Origin of the sequence: Brevundimonas sp. TWP3-1-2b1 (assembly GCF_049896165.1) — a bacterium.
Lineage (GTDB): Bacteria > Pseudomonadota > Alphaproteobacteria > Caulobacterales > Caulobacteraceae > Brevundimonas > Brevundimonas subvibrioides_B.
Map to the genome: position 1 here is coordinate 1 of NZ_JAFCTT010000032.1, position 2,821 is coordinate 2,821.

The window sequence follows — 2,821 nt, forward strand, 5'->3', positions numbered from 1 at the left end:
ATCCCGAACTCGCCGCCTGACATCCGCCAAGCAGCCATCGTTAGACATCAGGAATGAGGGGTCCTTATTCGACGCCGATCACCCCGCTAACGGGGTCCCTTTTCCACGCCGATCCACATTCCTGGACATTCCCGATCCTATCAAACCCGCTGAGCGAAATTGGAACGTTCTGCTGAAGACGATCAAGGACGGCATTGATGTCAAGTATCCCACCAGCGCGGACAAGGGTCCGCACACAGAGGGAGCTCGCATTGAAGGGCTCTATGCGAATCTGGATTCTATTCGAAATCCATGGCGCAATGCCACGATGCACAATGAGAACATCTATCAGATCGAAGAGGCTGATCACATTCTGAAGTGCGTCAACGTGCTCTTTATCAAGTGTGCTGAGATGTTCGACGAGCAGGGCGAGGCGATCTAGAGCGCCGGATCAAAAGCGGGCGCTCAGACCGCCCCGGCTGTGGGCAACACCTGTCGTGCCACTTCAAACAGTTCACCGGCACGACGCTTCATACAGCCCTCGTCCCATCGCTCGGAATGATCCCTGACGATTCGCGCGTTCATTTCCACTTTGAGCGCTCCACAGATTACCGACCAATCCGAGCGAAACGAGAGCGCCGAGCCAACTGTGGACGATTGGAACAAAGACGGAACATTTACTTGCGTGTCGCCGTCTCGCGGAGTCACAAGTTCTCCGGGTCGGCAACCTGGAGAGAGTGAATGAACGACCGATCCTTGGCCTGCTTGCTCGCCGAGCTAGACGCAGAACTAGCCCGCAAGACCGACCCCGTTCGCGCCGCTGGAGAGATACTCGACCTTATTGAGGCGCAGGTTCCCGGCTCGGTCATGCGGTCCGCCGCCGGCATCCAACTCCGGAGCCTGGGCTGCTCCACCGCCATCGCTGGATGATGTCGTGCCCGACCTCAATCGCCCGCGTATCGCACGCGAAGACGTCGCGCCGGAGCACGGCCGCAGAATGGTGGTGCAGTGCGACCGCCCGGAGTGTGGCCGCGCCGTCCTGATGGACCCTCGTCCCCTGTTCGGCTCGGCGCGGTTCTGGCCGGTCGAAGGCCGATCCAGCAGATTTCGGTGCGCCTGCGGCAGTCGGGTCGCCTGCGTGTCCTACACCCGCAATGAATCCCAGACCGACGGTCCGATCTCGCCGGCTGCCCTAGCGCTCTGGTTCTGATGAGCTACGTCAAGCTGGAGAACCGACCGGTCTCGTGGTGGCGCTGCCGCGCGGCGACGATCGGCCAGATGATCGATCAGGGCTGGGTTGTCTGGTCCGTCTGCAACGCCTGCTTTCTGGTGATGCCGGCAGACCTGGACTGGTTCGCTTTCAGGCTTGGGGACGAAGAGACTCTATGGAACCGTCATCCCTCCTGTCGCCGCCTGGGCTGCAAGGGAACGATCACCTTTCACGGCACGCCTCCAGCGATCAACCGTTGCATGGAACTGAGGGCGGAATGGCCGCCGGAGTGGGCCGAAACGACGCCAACCGTGCCGCCCAGACTGCCGCCTGAGCAGCGAGAGCGACCCTTGCCGGACCCCGCACAGCCCGAGGCCAGCCGGAGATTCAGAGCCTAGCGAGGGCGCGCAACTGTCCCGACCGATGCAAAGCGGACCCTGACCGCTTCAACGGCGTTTGCAGCGCCTCCAAGGCCAGTGCCACGGACTTAACAGCCTCATGGGCGCATGGCAGGGTCTGGGGATGTGCAACCTCTACCGCGCCAAATCCGGGCCAGGCGACATCCTCGCCATGACGCGTGCGATGCTCAGCGACGTCGGCAACCTCGAACCGCGCGACATCTATCCGGATTACGAAGCCCCGATCGTGCGCCTGAACGACGGTGGAGAGCGCATCCTGACCAAGGCACGATGGGGCATGCCGACCTCGAAGAAGGCGCTGATCGAAGCGACGGGGAAGCGGGTCGACAAGCTGCGCGCCAAGGGTCAGGTGATCGATGACGAGACGTTCAAGCGGTATCTGGAGGTCGAGCCAGACAAAGGCGTGACCAACGTCCGCAACACCATGAACGCGGCCGGCAGGATGAACGCCCACTGGGCTCCTTGGGTCGGGCCGGCGAACCGCTGCCTCGTCCCCTTCAACGCCTTCAGCGAGCCGGATCAGGACTTCCAGGGCACGATGAAGAACGTCTGGTTCGCCCTGTCAGAGGAGCAGCCGCTCGCCTTCTTCGCCGGGGTCCACGCTCTGCGGTGGTCCAGCGTGCGCAAGATAAAGACCGGCCCCGAGACCTGCGACCTGTTCGCCTTCCTGACGACGGATTCCGCCGAGCCGGTGAAGACCTACCACCGCAAGGCCATGCCGGTGATCCTGACGACGGGGGAGGAGCGCGATGTCTGGATGCGTGCGCCCTGGGATGAGGCGAAGGCCCTTCAGCGGCCGTTGGCGGCAGACACCCTTGCAGTGATCTGATTTGGGGTGCCGGCGGATGAATTAGGTGTCACGAACACAGATGCTTTGGTCGCCGGACATCGACATCATCGCGGGCGGCCTGGGGATGAGCTTCGCTCTTTGGAGCATCCGCCGCCGGCAGCTCGGCATGCCGGTCCATCCAGACGCCGCAAAGGTCGATGGATGGCTACTGGTGTTTGCCGCCGCGCTCGTCTGCCTTGGCGTTGCCCGTTGGCCGGGATAGCGGCAACCCGAAAGCGGACGTCCCGGACGTCTGTTCGGGGTGGGAAGCGGACATTGGTCATCGAACGACGTGACGAAATGGACCTGTGTTGGCGGACGAGGGGTGAACACGTTAACCCGCGCCGATCACGGAGCGCCGAAGCGGCGAGCCATCAGGATTCG

5 protein-coding genes are annotated in these 2,821 nt (G+C 62.7%); all 5 read left to right on the top strand.

All coding sequences use genetic code 11. The annotated features are described in order from the left end of the window. Positions 1–421: hypothetical protein (locus ACP7AB_RS16760; RefSeq protein ID WP_426046202.1), on the top strand; the 421-nt coding region annotated here is incomplete at its 5' end. Positions 422–913: 492 nt separating this feature from the next. Continuing rightward, entirely contained in the window at positions 914–1,189 is a 276-nt protein-coding gene (locus tag ACP7AB_RS16765; RefSeq protein ID WP_425993104.1) for a hypothetical protein, read from the top strand. Next, the gene (locus ACP7AB_RS16770; protein WP_425993106.1) at positions 1,189–1,587 is read left to right on the top strand and encodes a hypothetical protein; all 399 of its coding nucleotides are present in this window, start codon (positions 1,189–1,191) and stop codon (positions 1,585–1,587) included. Before ACP7AB_RS16765 ends, ACP7AB_RS16770 begins: the two co-directional genes overlap by 1 nt. 100 nt (positions 1,588–1,687) lie before the next feature. After that, the gene (locus ACP7AB_RS16775; protein ID WP_425993108.1) at positions 1,688–2,437 is read left to right on the top strand and encodes an SOS response-associated peptidase family protein; all 750 of its coding nucleotides are present in this window, start codon (positions 1,688–1,690) and stop codon (positions 2,435–2,437) included. A 40-nt stretch (positions 2,438–2,477) separates the two neighbouring features. Then, positions 2,478–2,660 carry a hypothetical protein gene (locus tag ACP7AB_RS16780; protein WP_425993109.1) on the top strand — a complete coding sequence of 61 codons (183 nt, stop codon included), beginning with the start codon at positions 2,478–2,480 and terminating at the stop codon, positions 2,658–2,660. Positions 2,661–2,821: the final 161 nt, after the last annotated feature.

Bases quoted from the DNA above. Each gene is read 5' to 3' on its own strand.
- ACP7AB_RS16770 (WP_425993106.1), top strand. From the start codon at position 1,189: ATGAGCTACGTCAAGCTGGAGAACCGACCGGTCTCGTGGTGGCGCTGC.
- ACP7AB_RS16775 (WP_425993108.1), top strand. From the start codon at position 1,688: ATGGGCGCATGGCAGGGTCTGGGGATGTGCAACCTCTACCGCGCCAAA.
- ACP7AB_RS16780 (WP_425993109.1), top strand. From the start codon at position 2,478: ATGCTTTGGTCGCCGGACATCGACATCATCGCGGGCGGCCTGGGGATG.